Genomic DNA, 21,430 nt, shown 5'->3' on the forward strand with positions numbered 1-21,430 from the left:
ATATGTCATCTGAACAAAACAATAACGATCCTTGGGTGCAGACAGCACAGCCAGCAAGTGATCCGTGGGCCGATACTTCACAATCTCAAAGCGACCCATGGGCGCAAGGCGGCGAAGTAGCCCCTGCGACCGAATGGCTTACATCAGAAGCTGTTGAAGAAAAGCAATTTGATGTGCTTAATCCTTTCCAGGATGCGGTATTGCCTCTAGATAATTGGGTGGAATCTGGTTTGAACTGGCTGGTCGAGCATGGTAGGCCTGTATTTCAAGCCATTCGAGTTCCTATCGACTTTATCTTGATGTCATTTGAGACTGCGCTGGTATCAACACCCGCGCCATTCATGCTGCTCATTTTATTCTTGTTAGCGTGGCAGTTCTCAAATCTGAAGCTCGGTGTATCAACTTTGGTATCACTGATCTTTATCGGCTTAATTGGTGCTTGGTCTGAAGCTATGACCACGTTATCTCTAGTGCTTACTTCCGTATTCTTCTGTTTGCTTATAGGACTCCCGGTCGGGATATGGTTAGCGCGCAGTGAAACGGCTGCAAAGTTTATTCGACCGATTCTCGATGCTATGCAAACCACGCCAGCATTCGTGTATTTGGTACCTATCGTTATGCTGTTTGGTATTGGTAACGTCCCAGGGGTAGTGGTGACGATAATCTTCGCTTTACCACCTGTTATACGATTAACCATTCTAGGTATCCAACAAGTGCCAGAAGACCTGATAGAAGCAGGTCACTCGTTTGGAGCGAGTAAAAAGCAAATGTTATATCGCATTCAATTACCTTTAGCATTGCCAACTATCATGGCCGGTGTAAACCAAACTCTGATGTTATCATTATCCATGGTAGTCATTGCCTCGATGATTGCAGTAGGCGGTTTGGGGCAAATGGTACTGCGTGGAATCGGCCGTCTTGATATGGGCTTAGCTGCTGTGGGCGGCTTAGGCATCGTTATTCTAGCCATTTTGCTTGACCGTATCACTCAGGTTCTTGGCGTCAATGCGGGTAACACTAAATCACGATGGTACCAGAGCGGACCAATCTCATACTTTTACAAACTTAAAACCAAAAACGTTATATCGAATCAATCTATTAGGAGAACGACCAATGAGTAATTCATGGAAGAGTGTGCTGACTGCGAGTACATTGGCGACTATTACTATTGCAGGTCAAGCTGTTGCTGCAGCGTTACCAGGTGAAGGTGTGTCTATTCAGCCTGTACAATCGACAGTGGCAGAAGAAACGTTCCAAACTTCTATCGTAAACCGGGCTCTTGAAGAGCTTGGCTACGATGTTCAGCTAACTAAAGAAGTGGACTACAACGTTGCTTATACTTCTGTTGCTAAAGGTGATGCGACGTTTCTTGCTGTTGGCTGGTTCCCACTTCACGTTGATAAGTACAACATGTCCGGTGGTGATGATAAGTTTTACCGTGAAGGAGTGTACGTGAGCGGTGCGGCTCAAGGCTACCTAATCGATAAGAAGACCGCAGATAAATACAACATTACCAATATTGCTCAGCTATCTGATCCAAAAATTGCTGCACTATTTGATGCGAACGGTGATGGTAAGGCCGATTTGACAGGCTGTAATCCTGGCTGGGGCTGTGAGTTAGTTATTGAAGAACAGTTAAGTGCGTATAAACTTAGCGATACCGTGACACATAATCAGGGCAACTATGCCGCTATTATCGCTGATACTATTTCACGTTACAAAAAGGGTGACCCAGTGTTGTACTACACTTGGACTCCATATTGGGTGAGTGGTGTGCTAGTTCCAGGTAGAGACGTAGTATGGCTTGAAGTGCCATTCTCCGCACTTCCTGGTGACCGTAAAAGCGTTGATACCGCACTATCAAATGGCAAGAACTATGGGTTTGAAATGAATTCAATGCGCATAGTAGCCAACAAAGAGTTCGCACAGAGCAACCCGGCGGCAGCTAAGCTATTTGAAATCATCAAGCTCAACATCAACGATGTGAGTGCTCAAAACATGATGATGAGTCAAGGTAAGGGCAGCCCTGCTGATATCGAAGCGCACGTAAACGGTTGGATCAAAGCGAATCAAAAACAGTTTGATGCTTGGGTAGCAGAAGCGAAAAAAGCAGCAATGTAATTGATTTAGTCTAACTAAGCTCCCCCAAATTGTCATGAAGGCCTCCCAAGATACTAGGAGGCCTTTTTTTGAATAGCTATTCCACAACGGCCATTGGTGTTCTTTGCATTCACCAAAGACCGCTTTGATTGAGTTTTCCTTAGTTAAAAAGTGAAGGTGAAGAAAGCTGGCTGGTTCACTTTATACATGTACGTTATACGTTTATGATTGAAATTTAAAAGAATTAGTATAGATTGGTGAGCAAATTTCTGACAAGGCTGTGACTAATTGGCAGTGCGCGAATGGATCAACGTTCACTCTCCAATATAGCTTAAATGACGCTATTTGGTACCATGAAAAGTTCAAACTGACGGCTAAATATACAACGTAGTAAGTAAGCTAGGATGGCCTATGAATCGTTACGGCACCATACGATTATCAACATTTTCCCCCATTAGAACTCCGCTCAACTCTAACAGTGAGCTTCGCTCTTCATTAAGTAGTAAAGAGCATCTACGTCTCAAACACAGACTAGAAAGAGTGTTTCATACACACTTTGAGCCCGTACAGCAGGTCAGGAATGACGGCTACAACAACATTGATTGTGACAATCATCCTTACTTCTTTCAAGCGATGTACTCAGGTAGTGTTGACCTCATTCGAACCGATGAATACATATCATCAAGAAAATTATTCCCTTGGTGGAAAAAAGCACGGCTGATTCGTAGTGATGTTCATTTTTTTGACGATACTGTAGGCGTATTGCATTTGGAAATCGATCTAAACATCGAAACCGATGAAGATGCTGAGTATTTATCCCGTGGAGAGATAGATAGCGATCTGTCAGAATTGGCAAACATTGCCTATCAATACTCTCTTAGGCCAGCGTTCAACAAGATTGCAAAAACATTGAACCTGACTAGCTACGACCATCTTATACAACCGGACAAGTTTAGGATATTCAACGACATCAGTTTTGAGCCCAACAAAAATGAGCACCAAGGAGTAATGTGGACGGGTCGCATGATATTTAGCCCTTTGGAACATTCGGATTCTTTGCTAAATATACTTCGCTCTTGGGTTGGGCTTGAGGAATCAGATGAGTTGGATGGGTATTATCTCGGATCCGGAAACATTCTTGTGCTCGATTATAAATCGGTCGAAGACTGGTACCGAGTTCAGCTCGTTTGCCAATGCTATAACGCCATACTCTATCTTCTAAACACCAAGCTAAAACGGACCTATGCAGAGATAACTGAGCGTGATGAACTTCGTTCAGGAAGCCGCAGAGAGTTAAGTTCAACCCTAAGTAGAACTCAGCGTTCATTGGAGCATATTGAATTTTGTAGCCTTGAGTTCAAAGATGCTCGAATTGGCACTCAGTCCAGTCGTCGCAAACTAATGAACCATTTTTGTGAAGCCTGGAGCTTAGAAGAACTTCAGGAGCTCACAATTCAGAGAGCAAACCTTATTAGTATACGGATAGACGCTATACTTGGTGAGCAGCAAGCAAAAATCAATAGAACTGTTGAATACCTATTATCGGGTATTGGCTGTTTAGCTATTGTCGACCTCACCATTAGTCTGATTTCAGCCTCTGACAACTTAGAACAAGATGACATTCCTGGTGTGTTTGACGTATTTAGCTCTATTCCTCATGATGGCTCTGCGTGGATGTCGATTGCAATCGTCAGTTTTATCTTTCTCTACTTGTACAAACAAAGGAACTGAGCCAATGGTCGCCAATACCAGAGTTCGATTTGATGTTTGCTTTACTGTAAACTCGCGCCAACAAGTTACACCCGTTTGTCAGCAATTAGGCTCCAGTTTAAGTAGACTGTTCGGAGGAGTTACTTTTTATAATAACGCTGAGGGAGCGATAGGATATTGGACTGCAGATAGTCATCTGTTCCTCGAAGAATATCCTACCGACGCAATGAGTGAGCCTTTGGTGGTGTTCTCTGTATCTGTGCTACCAGATCAACAAACATTTGCATTTGAACATATTAAGAGTGAGCTACAACAGATCAAAAATACCTTCCTTACTAATTCGAGTTACGTCCATATTGAAAGTCAGGTTGTAGAATCCCATCATTTCAAACTCGACTAACCCTTTTACACTCTCTGAGCGTCCGTTCGAATCGGTAAAAAACGTTCACGGCGCTCATTTGACTCCTAATCACCTCTCCGAAGTATGCAATCTTTGAATAGCTACCTACATGAAAGTAGCGGCTGTAAGTTTACTTTTGTTTGGTGACTATAAAAAACCATCACTGCCACTTTTCTTTTCGGCTCATGCTAATTAGCGATGAACCTTTTTTCGTTGAGCATGACTTTAGGGCAAAATGAGGTGTGTAAAAACACATTTTTGTAAAATTGACAGTGTAAAAATTTTGTTGTGAAATTGTGTGTAAAAAAGCGCTATTCTAAAAATCAAGCGGTAACCAAACGGTCATAAAGAAGTAATAGAGCTTGGTTAATGCAGTACTCAAAGCAGCTGAAGGAATAGACTATGAACATGCAAACATTCGATAAGACAGAGCAACAAAACCCACAAAACTTTATCGCACAAGCCGTGTTTGCCGTTGAAATGGTCGACGCAGGTGAGCCTACGCAAAAGCAGAAAATGGCCAAGCAGCTCCTTGATACGCTGTTCCCGCTAGAGATCGGTTCACACGAAGACGTAGTGAGTTACGAAATCAACTACCGCCACGTACAAGCCTTCTTCAAAAACGGCCAGCACAGCGGTTTACGCCACAACAAACACTTTGTTGCTTACACTGGTGATGAGTGCAACCCTGACAACATCTTGTTCCGCGACGAAAGTGGCACGCATGTAGAAATGACCATCGCCCGCAGCAAAGGTACAGGTTGTCTTGAACTGGTTGAAATTGATGATATCCAAATCGAAACATGCACGACATTTGGTGCATACAAAGAGATCGGATTACGTCACTGGGTTAGCTTGGTAAAAGGGGACGAAAAACGTCACCCATCGGCGAGTAATGAAGATAAAGAATATGTGGCTAAAGGTGGTGATGATTACTGTTTGACCTTTAGTTACGCTTGTTGATTAAGCCAACAGACAAAAGAGCCCCAAGCAAAGTGGGCTCTTTTTTGTGTGCTGTCTGAAACTTCATTGAAGGATCTATGTCATTACAATATCGACTACGGATTCAACTGGTACGTGCCTTTTAGTTGCTGTCTGACAAAAGCTTGAACCCTGTCAACCACTCTAGAACGGTGTCTTGGTTTTTTTCTATCCACTTTTCCGCAACTGTATCGACCCTTCCACCTTCTTGAACCTCTGCAAGCATTTTAACTAAAGACTTATTACTGATGACGAAGTTGTTCATCAGCACTTCAAGAGCGGCTTGCTCTTTAACCAAATCACTACGATAAGCGATTTGAATAGTACTCCTTGGCCAAGAGGTTCCTCTGTTTGGTTCGATTTGTTCGCGTTGAACAACTATATCTTGCCAAAGCGCGCTATTGTGGGGTTTTGACTCAATAAAGTGGACGTGCTGGTCCACAAATACGGCATCTGGATAGTAGCAAAAGAAAAGGCTTGGAACTTCATTTTGATTGTTCCTTGAATGCAACATTTGGAACACTTCGCTATCAAAAATATGGTAATTGTAAGAGGTATCTAGGCCATAAGCACTTAAGCGCCTCTGTTCTATCTCTGTCGACGACCAGCTGTCTGCACCTACCCAGATATCACCTTTACCATCACCGGTTAGATCGAAGCGAGCAATCATCTCTGGAGCGTTCAAATTATCCATAGTCAGTCGCGGGCTAGATTGGTGCCCATAATCCGTATAACACAATCCTTGAGAACCATTGGTTGACTCACCTCCTAAAGATACAGAACCGAATGCTTTAACATAACGACGAACAAGGTTTGGATTATTCTCAACCCAAAACTCTGGATGGATATCGACTAAACCTTTGTCCAAGTCCATTTCTTGGAATGCTTGTTGATTGGACACCGAACGAAGTGAGGCATCTAGCTCTGTATGCTGGTTTATGATTTTAGTGAGGATATGCCCCTTTATTTGCGCGCTTGGCCAGTCTAGTAGAGCTATGTTCACTTTTGTTTTAGAAGCAGGGTTGTTGGCCAACACCAACGGAGATGCTTCTATAGAACGCGTTTGTTCAAGAGAAGTGTAAAGAAATGCATAACCAAATCCACCAATTAAGAAAGTGAAGATACTAAATATCCAGTAGCCCCCCTGTTTGTTTGCCCCAGCAATGGACTTTTCTTTTATCAACGAAGATATTATGGATTCTAGTTCAGAACTCCTTTTGTCATCGACACCAAAACTAAGTTTCCCTTGAACATACCGTACTAAGTTAGTACACATGATGGCATGGTCAGGTCGGAGGGTAGTAAATTTATCACGTTCGAAAATGATGAGTAGCAGATAAATCATCGATGTACCGACAATCAAGGCAAATAGACTTGAAGAAAGTGTTTCAGGTCGGAACAACAGTGAGAAGATAACATTGGTGCCTCCCAACAAAAACAGGATGACAAACTCTTCAGTCGGTAAGCGATCACTTTCCATTGTTTGTAGCTTATCCCCGACTTTAAATAAGCCGAGTAAATCATCACGTGTTTCCGAGTTTTCCTGAGTATAGGAGAGCAGTTTGTATTTGAGGGTTTGGGTTCTCTTTTGCATTAACCGGAGTTCTTTTGACGACTTAAAGGCACGCAGGAAGCTAAAAAGATTTGTGTATGTATATTGTTTAAGTTCAGAAGGAAAGGGTTGAGTCGTTGTCACATTTTTATCGTTGTTTAGGCGCTCTACAATACGCATGGCATATTCGCTAAACTCACCTAGTAAATTCTCTCGCTCCCTGTTTAATGCAGTCGTTCGCTCAAGTGCAAAAGTTGCAAGTAGCACAAAGAATACCGTAGAAACAGCTAGCAGGTCGTAGTAGTTGTCGATAGAGGCGGCTGGCGCGAAAAGAATCCAAACTCCGATAAAACAGACCGAAGCGAACAGAATAAGTAGCGATGACTTAAGCGGATATTTCAAGACCAAGAATACGTTCGAGGCCACTATCAAAACAGACGCTACAGCTTCGTATTGATTAAGCAAACGGCCTTGCATGATCGCGAGGATAATTACAGCACCAACCGGCATCAAATACCATAATGCACTTATCGAAGCGTTATCCGCTTTGTATACAGATAAATCGTAAATAAGGCTCCCAACCGCCAAAATAACCACACCAACAAACGAAAGAAGTAATAAGTTTATTGGGTCAGGATCAGGCACTTCTTCTCCTGAGAACATCAGTGCGATGATAAGAAGAGGTGCCGCAATACTTCTTACTCCAGCTTCTGTCAGCAAGCCTCGCTTAAAACTACTTAAACGGAGCTTTTGGCAACTTGAGATTTCACTCCACGCATCCATGCACTTCATCCGAAAATAACAGTTAACCGCCATCGCAATGCCACCAGCTAGTGCAAAACCAATCGTCTGTAACATCGGGCTATCAAGCAAAATCCAGTCGGCTAAGTCCATATTCGGCGCTGTCAGGACTATAAAACCACCAAAGGCAGTAGCAGGAAAAATGTAGTCGCTTATAGTGACTTTCCGCTTATCTCGCCTTAACGCTGTATCAATTAGGAAAAATAAAATCGGCCACGTCTCGAATATCAAAATAGCAATCACATCGAACTCTTTCGATGTACTTAAAGCTGCGTACAGTAACAGGTGGTTAGTACAAATCAGAAAACCAGAACAAAGTGTTGGAACCAGTAGTTTTGAGATATTTGAACGGTTATATATGTCACTTAAACCCACTCTACTTTTGCCGAAAAACAGAAAGACAGTAAAAAGAATAATGCAGATCGCAGCAAATGAGTGAGCCACAGCAGCGACATAAAAAACATTACTTAGGTCGATTAGGTGGTTCACGACAGGTGGGTATAGCATCCACAAAAAAACTGCTGCTAACATGAGCATCACAGGGTGACGCAAAAATAAAATCAGTTTAGAACTCACTTATATGTGCCTTATTCGAATAATCCATTACTGAATGCCCTGTAAATATGTCGAGCCACTATTGTCAACTAGTTAATCTATACTAATTGTGCATTAGTTCAATAGTAACATAGGTACACAACAACCAGTGTAAAGCGTTAGACACTTCAAGAAACAGGCTCCAGCGAGAGTTAACTAGCTATGGGGCGGAGTTCATTTTTGATGTTACCCGGTGACATGAATAGTTGCTACGTTAGTGACAACAATAAATTTGCAGGGATCTCGCATTGGCAGAAGTAGGCAATTAGCTTCCTTACAGTCAGTAAAAGAAATGAGAACAAACAACCCAACCATAGTATCTGTGGTTGGGTTGTCTTATTTAGGTAGATAATGCAGTAAATAGAAGCATTAAGGCAGGGGGCGCCTGATATCATATGTAAACTTAGCTCTTTCTATTCTTCACTACGATTGCTACTAATCAAGTGATTCGATGCTGCCTCAGCCAATAACGCACCACCAATCACCAAAGTTTGGTAATAAGCAGGCACGAGAATAAGCATCCCAACAGTCAGCGTCATGATAATCAGCGCACCTACAAATGAACGCAGTACTTGGCCTTCACCGCCACCAATCGCAGTACCACCAATTAACACCACAAGAATAGCCGTTAATGAAGCTAAAGCCTAAGCGTAGTCTGTGAATCGAAAATTGAGCAGTTGTTTGCATCAACATTGACCGTAACTTGATCGCCAGCAGCAATGCTCTCTTCCGAGGTGATTCGATGAGACAACGTATGCTGGTCGCTAAATTTCGTCCAGACTAAGGTATCGGATCCCATTGGTTCAACGAGTTCAACTTGACCGACTAGAGCGTTATTGGCGGCATTTTCTTTCACCATTAAGTGCTCTGGTCTAATACCAAGTGTGACATTCATTTTATCCTCAGGAGGCTGCGAAAATGGATAGTCAGTGACATCGACGAGTAAACCGTGAGAGTTGAACGTGATTGCCTGTTGAGTCACTTCCAACTGCCCTTCGATGCAGTTCATCGCAGGCGAACCCAGGAACGTAGCAACAAACAGGTTTTGTGGCTTGTTGTAGACATTGTGCGGGGTATCCAGCTGTTGGATGATACCGTCTTTCATTACCGCGATACGATCCGCCAGCGTCAGTGCTTCAATTTGGTCATGAGTGACATAGATCATGGTGGCATGGAGCGTTTTGTGAAGCTTTTTGATTTCCAGTCTTAGCTCAGCTCGAAGCTTTGCATCTAGATTCGACAGAGGTTCATCAAATAGATAGATATCGGCATCACGAACCAAGGCACGACCAATTGCCACACGTTGGCGTTGTCCACCTGAAAGGGCGGAAGGCTTACGCTTTAATAGTGGTTCGAGCTGGAGCAATTTAGCGGCCCACGCCACTTTCTTATTGATCGTCTCTTTGTCGACACCCGCAATACGAAGGCCAAATGACATGTTCTTTTCAACACTCATGGTTGGGTATAGCGCGTAGGACTGAAACACCATGCCAATCCCGCGATCTTTAGGATCCGCCCACGTCACATCTTTGCCATCAAAGTGTATCGAACCACCAGAGGTATCAATCAGCCCACCAATGGCATTCAATAGAGTGGATTTGCCACAACCGGAAGGACCAAGGAGTACTAAAAACTCTCCGTCATTGATGGCAAGGTCTAGTTGGTTGACGATCTTGATTGAGTCGTAGCTGATATCAAGTTTGCTAATATTTACGATTCCCATAGCGTTATCCTTTAACTGCGCCAGAGGCGATACCACGCACAAACCAGCGTCCTGATGCGACGTAAATGATCAGTGGTACGAGTGATGTAAGAATAGTGGCGGCCATGTTCACGTTATAGGCGCGCTCACCAGTGGTGGTGTTGACGATGTTGTTCAGTTGAACCGTCATTGGAAGGTTGTCGTTGCCCGCAAAAACCAAACCAATTAAGAAATCGTTCCAGATATTAGTCACCTGCATGATCACCGCAACGATGATGATGGGCACTGACATAGGTAGCATGATGGTGAAGAACACTTTGAAAAATCCGGCGCCGTCGATACGAGCGGCATTAAACAGCTCCATTGGCAACGTACTGTAGTAGTTTCTAAATAGTAGCGTCATGATCGGCATGCCGAAGATAACGTGTGAAACCACAACACCCGTAAGCGTTCCATAGATCCCGATATCGGCGTAAACGCGAATCAGCGGGTAAATAAACACCTGATAAGGGATAAATGCCCCAAGCAAAAGACACGCAAACAGTAAGTTAGCGCCTTTTATTTTCCAAAACGAAAGGGTATAGCCATTGATGGCGCCAAACAGCACCGAGATGACCACGCTAGGGATTAAGATACGGACGGAGTTCCAAAACCCCACTTGCAGACCACTACAATCAAGGCCAGTACATGCGCTGCTCCAAGCTACTTTCCAAGCGTCCAACGTGAAGTTTTGTGGTAGGGCAAAGATTGAAGACAGACGAATCTCTTCGAGTTCTTTAAAAGAAGTGACTAGCATGACGTAGAGCGGCAGCAAGAAAAACAGGGCGGTAATGGTCAGAAAACCATAGACACCAATGCGTCCCCAACGGGCTTTAACAGACATGACGCGTTTGCTGGGTGTCGCACCCATTGTAGGTGAAAGAGTCGCAGACATAAGTTACCTACCTTGTTTCTTGATATAGTTCGAGTAAATAAATGGCGTAATCAAGCACAAGACCGTGGTCAACATAACCGTTGAAGCTGCGGTGGCAAGGCCGATATTGGCGCGCTCGAATAGGTTATCCATAATGAACTTTGCTGGAACTTCACTGGCCACGCCAGGGCCGCCACCTGTCATCGCGACTACAACGTCATACATTTTGATGATGCTAATCGACAGCAATACAACGGTTGTAATAATCATTGGGCGCAACATAGGTAAAATAATGCTGATGTAGACACGCCAAGTGGGAATACCGTCTATTTTTGTCGCTTTCCAGAGATCGTCATCAATGCCACGAAGACCTGCGAGGAGCAGCGCCATGACCAGTCCGGCACCTTGCCACACTGCGGCAATGACAACGGTGTACAGCACCATATTCGGATCGACAATCCAGTCAAATGTGAACGATTCCCAACCAAGAGATTGCATGGTGTTTTGAATGCCTAACTGAGGGTTAAATATCCACTGCCAAACCAAACCCGTCACGATAAACGACATTGCATAAGGGAATAAAAAAACGGTTCTGAAGAAGCTTTCGGCTTTAATTTTCTGGTCAATAAACACAGAAAGTAGAAATCCGAGTACAAAGCAAATCGCTAAGAAGAGAAAGGCGATGATCAGTAGGTTTTCTAGCGAGACGATCCAACGGGATGTGCTAAAGAGTCGCTCATATTGAGCAAAGCCAACGAAATCGTTTCTTGGCAACATTCTTGAGCTAGAAAACGAAAGACGTACTGACCAAACCATCGTACCCATATAGGCAATCATGACCGTTAATGCCATGGGTAGAGCAGCCACATAGGCTAGGGCGTTACGTTTTAGGTGTCTTTGCACCGCAGCAACATTCATGGATGCACTCCAAAGTAAGTCTTAATGAGGAAGCATTTCATTGAATGGCGCACCGAGGTGCGCCGTTAACAACAGTGAGATTAATCGCGAAGTGCTTGAGTGAAGATGGCGACTGCCTTATCCGTCGTCATGTTCTGTGTGTTCCACACCTCAGTGACGGCGTCTTTTAAAGAGCCATACAGGTACTCTTCCATTAGCATTGAGCCATCTGGGACTTGACGCTCAGCCACTTTGAGGATGGCTGCGCCTTTTTGAGCACAGATATCCATGTTAGACACATCAATATCGGTACGAACTGGCACTGAGCCTTTCAGGTTATTGAATTTTACCTGTGTTTCTGGGCTCAGCATCGATTCCACCAGTTTTTTCTGAGCTGCGACTTGTGCGCCATCGTCCGTTTTAGGGAAGACAAAGACATCCCCGCCGACAATATAGAGTGAGTCGTCACCGAGACCTGGGAAACAGCCGTAGTCTTGACCAGGGATCTTGTTAGCTTGAGTGAACTCACCTTTTGCCCAGTCACCCATAATCTGCATACCCGCTTTGTCGTTGATGACAAGGCTCGTTGTGTCATTCCAGTTACGACCTGGTGAACCTGCATCGACGTAAGGCTTAAGTTTCAGGAAGGTATCGACCACCTGTTTGAATTCGTCGGAATTTAGTGTTTTTGCGTCGCGCTTACCTAGTGCATCTAGGTAAAGTTGCTTGCCGCCGACATTACTTAGAACCGTTGCGAATAGCAGGTTCTCTTGCCAATTCTGACCACCAAGCGCAAGTGGGATGTAGCCTGCAGATTTGAGTTTATCTAGGCTCGAGAACAGTTCGTCCACCGTTTGTGGTTCTTTATCAATGCCCGCTTTTTCAAATGCATCTTTCGAGTACCAGAACCAACCAGGCATATGAATGTTGACCGGAGCGGCATAGAAGTGTCCGTCCACTTTAATGGCGTTTAGAGTTGGTTCAGGCAGGATCTGTTCCCAATTGTTGGCCGTCGCTACGTCATCGATGTTGTTCAGCATCCCTTCAGCAATCATTTCATGGTATTGCTGAGAGGTATTGAATAGCGCCGCTGTGGTCGGAGAGCCACCTAGCATACGGTTCATCGCTGCACTTCGGGCATTAGAACCTCCAGCAACCGCACTGTCTTTCCAAGTGCCGCCTTGCGCCTCAAATGATTCTGCTAACACTTTGATAGCTGCTGATTCGCCGCCGGAAGTCCACCAGTGCATAACTTCGGCTTCTTCCTTGGCAATAACCGGAGATGCGATAAGTCCAATGATCGTAGCGAGCGTAAGTTTCTTCATCATGGGGATACCTTTTGTTTTCGTTATTGTGCCTGTTTTTGTAATTGGATTGGTCGTCATGGAATGGATTCCAATTATTTATTTTATAACGCTCATTTCCGTATTGTTCTAGAGGTTTTTTGATTGATTTATAAACATGTGTTACCGGTCACATTCCATGTAAAAAGCGCAATTTTTAGCAAAATTGGCTGTATAAGTGCCCGATATCGCTTTAGTATTAACGATAAGTCATCAATTTAACCAACGTGAGTAAAACCTAATGGCAACAATAAAAGACGTGGCAAAACTCGCAGGTGTGGGTGTTGGAACTGTTTCCAGATACTTGTCTGGGAGCGCGTCAGTCTCATCCGCTTCTGGGGAAAAAGTAGCGTCGGCGATGGCGGAGTTAAATTATCGGCCAAACAGTATGGCGCGCTCACTATCGTCGAAGCGCTCAAACATTATTGGTCTGTGGGTGCCTTCTTTTTCGGGCTCCTTTCATCGAAAGATGCTGCAAACCATCGAGCGAGAGCTACGAAAACGCGATAAGCATATTATTCTCGCCAATGCCGAGGATGCGAAAACGGATAAAGAGCGCATCGGCTGCCTAGATTACTTAATTGAACGTGACTGTGATGGAATTCTGATGTCGTGTCCGGAGCTTTCTGTTGTCGAGCTGGCACGGATTGAGGCGCGTTATCCAAAAGTGGTGTTTATAAACAGAGACATTGAAGAGCTGATTGATAAGACCTTTTGTGTAAATCACTACCAAGGAGGCCGATTAGCAGCAGAACACCTTATAGAGTTAGGGCACAAAGAGATTGCCATCGTGACAGGTCGAATGAATGCCCAAGATGCACTCAGCCGACACCAAGGGTTTATTGATCGATTAGCGGAAGAGGGTATCGAGGTTGATGCCGACCTCATTGAGCATGGTGGTTACAGCTTTGAGCTTGGTAAAGAAGCCACGCAGCGCTTAATAGACAAAAAGCGCCCATTTACTGCGCTTTTCTGTGGAAATGACAACAGCGCAATGGCTGCGATTGCCACTTTCAACAAACAGGGTATTGCGGTTGGCAAACAGATGTCGGTTGTCGGTTATGATGACATTGATATCTCTCAATATACGTCGCCAGCCATGACGAGTGTGCGCATTCCTTTAGAAGATATCTCTATCAATGCCTGTCACCAGCTCCTTAACTTATGCTACGGGGAATCTCTCCCTATCCAAACACGTTTTGAGCCGACACTGTCGGTTCGAGAATCAACTCACTCAGTAAAATAATCGCAAATAAAGTTGTACTTCAGAGGGAGATAGAATGACAAACTACATTGAAGCTGGCGCACGATTTTCGCTAGACAGCCCAACGTTGGTGCCAAATTCAGCGGGATACTTGTGGAACAAACATATGATGATTCACATGAATTGTCAGGGCTACGCTGTCGCTCAATATATGAATCCAGAGCCGAAAAAATACGCCCATAATCCGAACATGGCGGCGACGAGTTTCATGCAGCCGGAGCAACCTTATTTTGCACACCATCCGGGACGTTTTTTCTATCTTCGTGATGACGAAAGTGGGGAGCTATTCTCTGCGCCATTTGCGCCTATCAAAGCCGAACTAGACAGCTTTGAGTTTCAACCTGGCCTCAGTGATATTAAGTGGAAGATCAAGCACTCGGATCTTGAACTGGATATGACACTGACACTCAGCCCGGACTTGGCTGCAGAGCTATGGCATGTCAAGGTGCGTAATAGTGACAGCCAATCAAGAAAGGTGTCACTGGTTCCTTATTTCCCAGTAGGATACATGTCCTGGATGAACATGGGAGCACACTTTGATGATGAGCTTAACGCCGTGGTGTGTACGTCTATTACTCCCTACCAAAAACTTGAAGATTACGCGAAGAACAAGCATCTAAAAGACATCACGTACTTGGCATCCGATGTTAAGCCAACGTATTTTGAGACCAGTTTGCCTCGATTTGAGGGGCAGGGTGGCCTTCACAACCCAACAGGACTGAGTGATAAACGCAGTCTAAGTGACCAACCAAGTCACTACGAAATGCCAGCCTGTATTATGCAGTTTGAACTAGACCTACAGCCGGGAGATGAGAGCGAGTACAACTTTGTTTTTGGCCCTGCGCTGGATAAGCAGGAGATTGCCGAAACGCTTGACCTCACCTTAAGCGACAATAAAGCGCATGCAGCAGCGGATTACGCTAGCTACATTGAGTCGGGCAAAGGGGTTTTAAACATATCAACGCCGGATAAGATCTTTGATCAGTTCGTCAACAACTGGCTACCCAGACAGGTGTTCTACCATGGCGATACTCATCGTCTAACTACCGATCCGCAAACGCGTAACTACCTGCAAGATGGGATGGGAATGGCCTATGTTAATCATGAAGCGACAAAACAGGTCATCCTTACGTCACTGAGCCAGCAAAAGCGCGATGGTGAAATGCCTGATGGCATTTTGTTAACTCCGGAAGCAACGCTGAAATACATCAATCAAATACCGCACACGGATCATTCTGTCTGGCTTACCTTGATCCTTGAGTCTTACATTAACGAGAGTAATGACTGGGCGATTCTCGATGAACGACTGACGTGGCATGATTCTGATGACAAGAGCACCGTCTTAGAACACATGAACATGGCAATGCGCCATATGTGCGGCGCACGTGACGAACGTGGTTTGCCTTATATTGCTCAAGGTGACTGGTGTGACCCTATGAATATGGTAGGGCCAAAGGGTAAAGGCGTTTCCGGCTGGCTCACTCAAGCACTCAGTTTTGCACTGCAGTCTTGGATACGTTTATCTCGAGATGTGAATGACGCTAACGAGTTGGATAGGTTCCAACACACCGTTGATGAGCTCGTTGTGATTGCTGATGAGTATCTATGGAAGGGAGATTGGTACGCGCGAGGAATTACCGATGATGGGGTAACATTCGGAGTGCCAGAGGATAAAGAAGGGCGTATTTTCTTAAATACCCAAAGCTGGGCATTCCTTGCCAATATGCCCAATGCACTGCAAACCGAGAGAATGTTAAAGGCGGTGGATGAGCAACTGGATACCCCATACGGCGTGATGCTGTGTGCACCAGCATTTACTGCAATGCGTGAAGATGTGGGTCGCGTAACACAAAAATGGCCAGGCTCAGGAGAGAATGGCTCCGTCTACAACCATGCCGCTGCGTTTTATGCAGCAAGTATGTACCATATTAATCAGTCAGATAGAGCCTTTAGCACCTTGCGTAAAATGCTGGCCGATCCAGAGTGTGAGTCTTTTGTTCAAAGAGGACAGCTGCCACTTTACATTCCAAACTACTATCGCGGTGCGTACTATCAATATCCTGACACTGCGGGCCGTTCGAGTAACCTCTTCAATACCGGTACAGGGGCTTGGTTCTATCGTCTAGTTATCGAAAATCTATTCGGCCTTAAGGGCTGTCGGGAAGGGCTGGTGATTTCCCCTCAACTGCCTACTGAGTGGCAAAAGGCGAGAGTTAAGCGTGAATTTAGAGGCGCGATACTTGACGTTGAATATCAATTGGTGAGTGATAAAACCCAGGCTTGTATTGAAGTTGATGGAGTGGTGCTATCGAGTAACTTGATCGAGGATATTGCTGCCGGTAAGCATTATTCAGTGGTGGTTAACTATCACAATGGTGGGTGAATAGTGGGTAGTGCACATTAATGACATCTAATAGCTACTAGGTACAGGAAAACCTCCAAAGTCAGACTTTGGAGGTTTTTTTTAAGTTATTAGTTACTGCATTTTTGTCTTTTTGAAGACTAAGTAAGATGCGATTTTCGTTAATAAATGTCTATCGATCCAATAAGAAGTTGATTGCCAATTTATAGCCTTTCGTTCCCATGCCAATGATAGTGCCCGCAGCAACGGGAGAGATATAGGAGTGATGACGGAAGGTCTCACGGGCGTGTACGTTAGAAATGTGTACTTCGATTACAGGAACATCGACGCCTTTGATTGCATCGTGTAGAGCGATTGACGTATGAGTATAAGCGCCAGGGTTGAACACCACGCCATCACAATGCCCTTGCTTGAACTCAGCGCCAGCTTTATGAATAGCATCAATCAAATGGCCTTCGGTGTTGCTCTGTAAGCACTCTGTCTCATAGCCATACTCTGAAGCCACTTTACGGCAGTTTTCCTCAACATCGGCAAGTGTTTCGTAGCCATATTGCTGTGGTTCACGGGAGCCAAGTAAGTTTAAGTTGGGGCCGTTAACTATCAGTAGTTTTTTCATGGGGTAGTTCGTCCTTAATCTAGTTTCGAAAGCTGCGAGTGTTTAATGGAATCGAGTTGTTCTTTAGTGGGGGTTTCACCAGTAAAAAGCATGAAGGCATCATTGGCTTGGTGGAAAAAGAGCTCGAAGCCACTTAATACGTCAATAGACGCGCGCGATGCGGCGATTGTAAATTTTGTAATGTGAGGCGTGTAGACGGCATCAAACACCCAAGACTGTTCTTCAAGCCACGACGAGTCGATAGGGCACCCAGGCGTAGAATAATGCCCAACAGGAGTGCAGTTTAGAACCCCGTCGGCGCGTCTTATGTAGTGTTCGAGGTTCGACTCATCTAAGTGAATGGTATCGATGCTCTCGTTAGAGAGCGCCTGTTCAAGCTCAGCGACTTTGCTCGGTTCTTTATCGTAAAGGGCAATTTGAGTAGCCCCTAAATCGACAAGTGAAAAGCAGATAGCTTTGCCGACACCACCACACCCGAGTAAAACCACATTACCTGGCTGTTTGGAACGAAATTGCTTAAATGCGGTGATAAACCCACTGTAATCGGTGTTAAAGGCGACAATTTTGTCATTTCTTTTAACTAGGGTGTTGGCTGCATTTACCCTTTGCGCACATGGGGCGATGCTATCGGCTGCAATGAGTACTTGTTCTTTGTATGGGTAAGTGACATTGGCAGAATCAACATTGCCGTTAAACAGTTCGAGAGTATGTTGTTGTAGCTCATGAGCGCAGTTTGTTGTGAGTTCGTCCAGCTCATAGTTCAAATCTATATTAAGTGAGCGTGCCAGCTGATTGTGAAAAGCAGGGGATTGAGAGCGTTGGATGTTCTGTCCAATAAGTCGGCATTGAATCATAGTTCATTCCTTGTTGTGTTTTCATCACGCTATCAAATGTTGTCCGTTTGCGATAATTGCTTTTAATTAACACCTATTCATTTTTGTAGAACCACTTGCAGCGGGGTTTTAATCCCTCGCGCTGTCCGAAGTAAATGTCACTTCTATCTCAAAATCTTATACCTTGAGAAATAATTGAAATATCGCATTACCAACCTGGCCGCTATAGTGGCTTTAGTCATTCAGCGCGCCATTTACGGATGCTTTTGGCCTCATTTTACTCAGTTTTTCAGCCTTTGGGCTTTACGGCTTGAAGAGCAAGAACAAACCGTATGTTCAGATATTTACAAGGATAATAAGGTATTAACATGCAGAACAATCTTGTAGTCCAACACATTCAAAGACCAGATAAAAATGTGGTTGAGAGTTTACGTAAATGTGGTGTCGCCACGATTCATGAATCGCAGGGCCGCAAGGGGTTACTTGCTCATTACATGCGCCCGATTTTCCAAGGCGATGCCGTAGCAGGCTCTGCGTTGACCATATCGGGTGCGGCTGGTGATAACTGGATGATGCATGTGGCGATAGAACAAGCGCAAGAGGGTGACTTCTTAATCTTTGCGCCAACATCACCGTCGAATCACGGCTACTTTGGTGATCTTCTGGCTACATCAGCGCAAGCTCGTGGCGTGGTGGGATTAGTGATTGAAGGCGGCGTGCGCGATACTCGTGATTTACGAGAAATGAACTTTCCAGTTTGGTCTAAAGCCGTATTTAGCGAGGGTACAATCAAAGAAACTCTTGGTTCCGTAAATGTTCCGCTGACGTGTGCCGGTGAGCTTGTTTATCCTGGCGATATTGTAGTGGCTGATGATGATGGTGTAGTGGTCGTTCGACGCGAAGAAGCTGAAGAAGTACTGCATGAATCATTAGCTCGCATGGAGCGTGAAGAAGACAAACGGGTTCGTTTGGCCAATGGTGAGCTAGGTCTGGATATTTACCAAATGCGTGACCGTCTGGCTGCGAAAGGGCTGAAATATGTCTAGTCCTGTATTGAGTGCCCCTTGTATGTGGATGCGTTCGGGTACGTCAAAGGGTGCTTACTTTCTCCGTCAAGATTTACCCAGCAATGACAAGCAACGAGATGATTTTTTGCTATCAATCATGGGTTCGCCAGATGTAAGGCAGATTGATGGTATTGGAGGCGCTGATCCTCTTACTTCAAAAGTGGCGGTCGTAGAGCCTTCAACACGTGAAGGCGTCGATATTGATTACCTATTTTTGCAAGTCTTTGTGGATAAAAAGTTGATCAGTGAGAAGCAAAATTGCGGCAACATTTTAGCAGGTGTCGCGCCTTTTGTCATTGAACGAGGATTGGTGGAAGCGCAAGAGGGAGAAACCTCTGTTCGGATCTTTATGAAGAACACGATGCAGATTGCTACGGTGACGGTTCAAACTCCGAATAAGCGAGTCAGCTATGTTGGTGACTGCGCCATAGACGGCGTACCTAATACGTCTGCACCTATTGCGGTCTGTTTTGAAGATACTGCTGGCTCGAGCTGTGGCGCACTACTTCCAAGTGGCAATCACGTTGATGTGATTGAAGGGGTTGAAGTTACGTTGATTGATAGTGGCATGCCAGTGGTGGTGCTAGACGCGAAAGACTTTGGGCTGACTGGAGATGAATCACGTGAAGCACTCGATGACAATGTGGAGTTAAAGCGGCGATTGGAGTCGATTCGCCTAAAAGCGGGGCCGTTGATGAACTTGGGAGATGTGCGAGCGTTATCAGTGCCGAAGATGGCGCTGGTTAGTGCTCCACAGTATGGCGGAGCGGTATCTACCCGCACGTTCATACCACATCGCTGTCATGCTTCCATTGGCGTTTTAGGTGCCGTCAGTGTAGCAACGGCATGCATGTTGCCAGAAACCCCAGCAAGTCGAATTGCCAAAGTCACTACAGAAGATCCAATTAAGATGGATGTTGAACACCCAATAGGAAAGATGAGTGTGGTGTTGGACGTTGAAAACAATCAGGTAAAGTCCGCGGCCATTCTTCGAACAGCGCGTAAGTTGTTTGATGGAACCGTATTTGGACAGCAGACCTACTGAATATAACAAGGAAGAAAAATGGACGCTGATTACTTACCATTCCACCCTAATCCAAGCCAGCCTAAATTTGTCGTACCTGAAGGCGCGGTGGACGTTCACTGTCATGTGTTTGGTCCAGCTTCAAAGTTTCCCTACTCACCTGCACGCAAGTACACGCCTTGTGATGCATCAAAAGAGCAGCTGTTTGCGCTACGTGATTTTCTTGGTTTCAGCCGTAACGTTATTGTACAAGCTTCTTGTCACAGCACGGATAATCGAGCTTTGGTTGATGCGCTTGAAACCGCTGGTGATCTCGCGCGTGGCATCGCCTTTGTTGATGAGACGATTACCGAACAAGAGCTCTCTGAAATGGACAAAGCAGGTGTTCGCGGAGTGCGTTTTAACTTTGTGAAGCGCTTGGTGGATACCGTGCCAGTCGAAAAACTAAGAGCTATTGCCGATAAAATTCGCCCGTTAGGTTGGCACGTGGTTGTCTACTTTGAGTCGCAAGACATTGACGATGTCATTCCATTCCTTGAAGAACTCAACATGACCGTAGTGATCGACCACATGGGGCGCCCTAATGTCGAAAAAGGTATCGATAGCCCTGAGTTTGGAAAGTTTATCTCTTTGATGGAGCGCAATCCAAACATCTGGTGCAAAGTAAGTTGTCCTGAGCGACTTACACATACTCCACCAGATTATTCGGATGTTGTGCCATTTGCTAAGACCCTGGTTGACTTATTTCCAAGCCGAGTGCTTTGGGGGACGGATTGGCCGCACCCTAATATGAAGTCACATACGCCAGATGATGGTCACTTAGTGGATGTGATCCCTCAAATTGCAACGACTGCACAACAGCAACAGATGCTGTTAGTAACCAATCCAATGAAACTCTACTGGCCGGAGAGTGTGTAACATGACTTACTTAAATAATAAACCTATCCCTGGTACTACGATGTTTGACGGCAAGATGGCTTGTAAAGGCTACGGCCTAAATAAGATGTGTCATTCGCTCAACGAGCAGTGTGGTCGTGACGAATTCACTGCTAATGAGATGGACTACTGCGACAAATATGGCTTAACAGAAGCTCAGAAAACAGCGATTCAGCAACGTGATGTCTTAGGGCTTATCCGCGAAGGTGGCAGTATTTACTATCTGGCAAAATTCGTCGGAATGTTGGGTCTAAATATGCAAGACATTGGTGCATTACAGACGGGTATGACAGTAGAAGAATTCAAACAAATGTTAGTAGAGGCGGGGAAATAAT

At 44.9% G+C, this 21,430-nt stretch carries 19 protein-coding genes; 11 read left to right on the top strand and 8 right to left on the bottom strand.

All coding sequences use genetic code 11. The features are described 5' to 3' along the window. Positions 1–2: 2 nt before the first annotated feature. The 5 genes from proW to PG915_RS07440 all read left to right on the top strand — a co-directional run bounded on the left by proW (position 3) and on the right by PG915_RS07440 (position 5,173). Complete coding sequence (gene proW / locus PG915_RS07420) at positions 3–1,121, top strand: glycine betaine/L-proline ABC transporter permease ProW (protein ID WP_353498538.1); 1,119 nt, start codon at positions 3–5, stop codon at positions 1,119–1,121. Next, entirely contained in the window at positions 1,114–2,121 is a 1,008-nt protein-coding gene (proX, locus tag PG915_RS07425) for a glycine betaine/L-proline ABC transporter substrate-binding protein ProX (protein WP_353498539.1), read from the top strand. The genes proW and proX overlap by 8 nt, the downstream gene beginning before the upstream one ends. A gap of 390 nt (positions 2,122–2,511) precedes the next feature. Then, positions 2,512–3,831: a hypothetical protein gene (locus PG915_RS07430; protein WP_353498540.1), complete on the top strand. Its 1,320-nt coding sequence runs from the start codon at positions 2,512–2,514 to the stop codon at positions 3,829–3,831. 4 nt (positions 3,832–3,835) lie between these two features. Beyond that, positions 3,836–4,210 carry a hypothetical protein gene (locus PG915_RS07435; protein ID WP_353498541.1) on the top strand — a complete coding sequence of 125 codons (375 nt, stop codon included), beginning with the start codon at positions 3,836–3,838 and terminating at the stop codon, positions 4,208–4,210. Positions 4,211–4,612: 402 nt separating this feature from the next. Continuing rightward, positions 4,613–5,173, top strand: coding sequence for a hypothetical protein (locus tag PG915_RS07440; RefSeq protein WP_353498542.1), 561 nt, complete (start codon positions 4,613–4,615; stop codon positions 5,171–5,173). A gap of 121 nt (positions 5,174–5,294) precedes the next feature. Here PG915_RS07440 and PG915_RS07445 read toward each other — a convergent pair whose 3' ends face one another. The 6 genes from PG915_RS07445 to PG915_RS07470 all read right to left on the bottom strand — a co-directional run bounded on the left by PG915_RS07445 (position 5,295) and on the right by PG915_RS07470 (position 12,978). Next, positions 5,295–8,120: a glycine betaine ABC transporter substrate-binding protein gene (locus PG915_RS07445; protein ID WP_353498543.1), complete on the bottom strand. Its 2,826-nt coding sequence runs from the start codon at positions 8,118–8,120 to the stop codon at positions 5,295–5,297. Between the two features lie 431 nt (positions 8,121–8,551). After that, positions 8,552–8,755, bottom strand: coding sequence for a hypothetical protein (locus PG915_RS07450; protein ID WP_353498544.1), 204 nt, complete (start codon positions 8,753–8,755; stop codon positions 8,552–8,554). A gap of 20 nt (positions 8,756–8,775) precedes the next feature. After that, on the bottom strand, positions 8,776–9,861 hold the full coding sequence (locus PG915_RS07455) for an ABC transporter ATP-binding protein (RefSeq protein WP_353498545.1): 1,086 nt from the start codon (positions 9,859–9,861) through the stop codon (positions 8,776–8,778). Between the two features lie 4 nt (positions 9,862–9,865). Further along, positions 9,866–10,774, bottom strand: coding sequence for a carbohydrate ABC transporter permease (locus tag PG915_RS07460; RefSeq protein ID WP_420884613.1), 909 nt, complete (start codon positions 10,772–10,774; stop codon positions 9,866–9,868). A gap of 3 nt (positions 10,775–10,777) precedes the next feature. Next, positions 10,778–11,671 carry a carbohydrate ABC transporter permease gene (locus tag PG915_RS07465; RefSeq protein ID WP_353498546.1) on the bottom strand — a complete coding sequence of 298 codons (894 nt, stop codon included), beginning with the start codon at positions 11,669–11,671 and terminating at the stop codon, positions 10,778–10,780. A gap of 80 nt (positions 11,672–11,751) precedes the next feature. Then, a complete protein-coding gene (locus tag PG915_RS07470) occupies positions 11,752–12,978 on the bottom strand; it encodes an ABC transporter substrate-binding protein (RefSeq protein WP_353498547.1) in 1,227 nt (408 codons plus the stop codon). Between the two features lie 256 nt (positions 12,979–13,234). Between PG915_RS07470 and PG915_RS07475 the strand changes: the two genes are divergently transcribed. Together PG915_RS07475 and PG915_RS07480 are read left to right on the top strand one after the other, a co-directional pair. Further along, entirely contained in the window at positions 13,235–14,239 is a 1,005-nt protein-coding gene (locus PG915_RS07475; protein ID WP_353498548.1) for a LacI family DNA-binding transcriptional regulator, read from the top strand. 34 nt (positions 14,240–14,273) lie between these two features. Further along, positions 14,274–16,640: a GH36-type glycosyl hydrolase domain-containing protein gene (locus PG915_RS07480; protein WP_353498549.1), complete on the top strand. Its 2,367-nt coding sequence runs from the start codon at positions 14,274–14,276 to the stop codon at positions 16,638–16,640. Positions 16,641–16,791: 151 nt separating this feature from the next. Here the strand turns inward: PG915_RS07480 and aroQ are convergent, their stop codons facing one another. Together aroQ and PG915_RS07490 are read right to left on the bottom strand one after the other, a co-directional pair. Beyond that, positions 16,792–17,235 (bottom strand): type II 3-dehydroquinate dehydratase, encoded by a 444-nt coding sequence (gene aroQ / locus PG915_RS07485; protein ID WP_353498550.1) that lies wholly within the window; start codon positions 17,233–17,235, stop codon positions 16,792–16,794. Positions 17,236–17,249: 14 nt separating this feature from the next. Further along, positions 17,250–18,089: a shikimate dehydrogenase family protein gene (locus PG915_RS07490; RefSeq protein ID WP_353498551.1), complete on the bottom strand. Its 840-nt coding sequence runs from the start codon at positions 18,087–18,089 to the stop codon at positions 17,250–17,252. Between the two features lie 347 nt (positions 18,090–18,436). Here PG915_RS07490 and PG915_RS07495 point away from each other — a divergent pair, with 347 nt between their 5' ends. From PG915_RS07495 to PG915_RS07510, 4 genes are read left to right on the top strand one after another with little or no spacing between them, the layout of a single operon-like run. Further along, positions 18,437–19,114, top strand: coding sequence for a 4-carboxy-4-hydroxy-2-oxoadipate aldolase/oxaloacetate decarboxylase (locus PG915_RS07495; RefSeq protein WP_353498552.1), 678 nt, complete (start codon positions 18,437–18,439; stop codon positions 19,112–19,114). Beyond that, positions 19,107–20,180, top strand: coding sequence for a 4-oxalomesaconate tautomerase (locus tag PG915_RS07500; RefSeq protein WP_353498553.1), 1,074 nt, complete (start codon positions 19,107–19,109; stop codon positions 20,178–20,180). The genes PG915_RS07495 and PG915_RS07500 overlap by 8 nt, the downstream gene beginning before the upstream one ends. 18 nt (positions 20,181–20,198) lie before the next feature. Next, entirely contained in the window at positions 20,199–21,077 is an 879-nt protein-coding gene (locus tag PG915_RS07505; protein ID WP_353498554.1) for an amidohydrolase family protein, read from the top strand. Between the two features lies 1 nt (position 21,078). Then, on the top strand, positions 21,079–21,429 hold the full coding sequence (locus tag PG915_RS07510) for a protocatechuate 4,5-dioxygenase subunit alpha (protein WP_353498555.1): 351 nt from the start codon (positions 21,079–21,081) through the stop codon (positions 21,427–21,429). Position 21,430: the final 1 nt, after the last annotated feature.

This window comes from Vibrio sp. CB1-14 (assembly GCF_040412085.2).
GTDB lineage: Bacteria > Pseudomonadota > Gammaproteobacteria > Enterobacterales > Vibrionaceae > Vibrio > Vibrio chaetopteri.

Excerpts from the sequence above, each read along its gene's own strand:
- proW (WP_353498538.1), top strand. The coding sequence starts at position 3 with ATGTCATCTGAACAAAACAATAACGATCCTTGGGTGCAGACAGCACAG.
- proX (WP_353498539.1), top strand. The coding sequence starts at position 1,114 with ATGAGTAATTCATGGAAGAGTGTGCTGACTGCGAGTACATTGGCGACT.
- PG915_RS07430 (WP_353498540.1), top strand. The coding sequence starts at position 2,512 with ATGAATCGTTACGGCACCATACGATTATCAACATTTTCCCCCATTAGA.
- PG915_RS07435 (WP_353498541.1), top strand. The coding sequence starts at position 3,836 with ATGGTCGCCAATACCAGAGTTCGATTTGATGTTTGCTTTACTGTAAAC.
- PG915_RS07440 (WP_353498542.1), top strand. The coding sequence starts at position 4,613 with ATGAACATGCAAACATTCGATAAGACAGAGCAACAAAACCCACAAAAC.
- PG915_RS07455 (WP_353498545.1), bottom strand. The coding sequence starts at position 9,861 with ATGGGAATCGTAAATATTAGCAAACTTGATATCAGCTACGACTCAATC.
- PG915_RS07460 (WP_420884613.1), bottom strand. The coding sequence starts at position 10,774 with ATGTCTGCGACTCTTTCACCTACAATGGGTGCGACACCCAGCAAACGC.
- PG915_RS07465 (WP_353498546.1), bottom strand. The coding sequence starts at position 11,671 with ATGAATGTTGCTGCGGTGCAAAGACACCTAAAACGTAACGCCCTAGCC.
- PG915_RS07470 (WP_353498547.1), bottom strand. The coding sequence starts at position 12,978 with ATGATGAAGAAACTTACGCTCGCTACGATCATTGGACTTATCGCATCT.
- PG915_RS07475 (WP_353498548.1), top strand. The coding sequence starts at position 13,235 with ATGGCAACAATAAAAGACGTGGCAAAACTCGCAGGTGTGGGTGTTGGA.
- PG915_RS07480 (WP_353498549.1), top strand. The coding sequence starts at position 14,274 with ATGACAAACTACATTGAAGCTGGCGCACGATTTTCGCTAGACAGCCCA.
- aroQ (WP_353498550.1), bottom strand. The coding sequence starts at position 17,235 with ATGAAAAAACTACTGATAGTTAACGGCCCCAACTTAAACTTACTTGGC.
- PG915_RS07490 (WP_353498551.1), bottom strand. The coding sequence starts at position 18,089 with ATGATTCAATGCCGACTTATTGGACAGAACATCCAACGCTCTCAATCC.
- PG915_RS07495 (WP_353498552.1), top strand. The coding sequence starts at position 18,437 with ATGCAGAACAATCTTGTAGTCCAACACATTCAAAGACCAGATAAAAAT.
- PG915_RS07500 (WP_353498553.1), top strand. The coding sequence starts at position 19,107 with ATGTCTAGTCCTGTATTGAGTGCCCCTTGTATGTGGATGCGTTCGGGT.
- PG915_RS07505 (WP_353498554.1), top strand. The coding sequence starts at position 20,199 with ATGGACGCTGATTACTTACCATTCCACCCTAATCCAAGCCAGCCTAAA.
- PG915_RS07510 (WP_353498555.1), top strand. The coding sequence starts at position 21,079 with ATGACTTACTTAAATAATAAACCTATCCCTGGTACTACGATGTTTGAC.